This is a genomic window from Agrobacterium sp. 22-210-1 (assembly GCF_053522525.1).
Genome location: NZ_JBNWCI010000008.1, coordinates 1 through 543, shown reverse-complemented (window position 1 = coordinate 543; position 543 = coordinate 1). Strand labels below are relative to the sequence as shown.

Annotated in this window: 1 protein-coding gene; it reads right to left on the bottom strand. The window is 59.1% G+C overall.

Going from position 1 to position 543, the window contains the following annotated elements; translation table 11 throughout:
* Positions 1-543: autotransporter-associated beta strand repeat-containing protein (locus tag ACQZ5F_RS25200; RefSeq protein ID WP_448739324.1), on the bottom strand; the 543-nt coding region annotated here is incomplete at both ends.

The window sequence follows — 543 nt, the reverse complement described above, 5'->3', positions numbered from 1 at the left end:
GAGAAGCTGGCGTCGGTTGCCTGATTGATGACCAGGGTGCCATCGTCGGCAATGTTGCCGGAACCGAAGCTGTTCACAGTTCCGGTTAGACCGCCGCCGGCCTTGATCGTCGTGCCGCCCTTGTAGGTGTTGACATCGGCCAGCGTCACATTCGCTGCACCATCCTTGGTCACCTTTCCATCGCCGGAGATGACATTGAAGAAGCTGGCGTCGGTCGCCTGATAGATAACCAGGGCCCCGTTGTTGGTGATGTTACCCTCGCCGAAGCTGTTCACGGTACCGGTCAGAGCGCCAGCTATTATCGTCGTGCCACCCTTGTAGCCGTTGACGTCGGCTAGGGTCACATTGCCAGCGCCTTCCTTGAGCACCGTACCGGCACCGGAGATGACATTGGAGAAGCTGGCGTCGGTTGCCTGATTGATGACCAGGGTGCCATCGTCGGCAATGTTGCCGGAACCGAAGCTCTTCACAGTTCCGGTTAGACCGCCGCCGCTCTTGATCGTCGTGCCGCCCTTGTACGTATTGGCATCGACCAGGGTCACA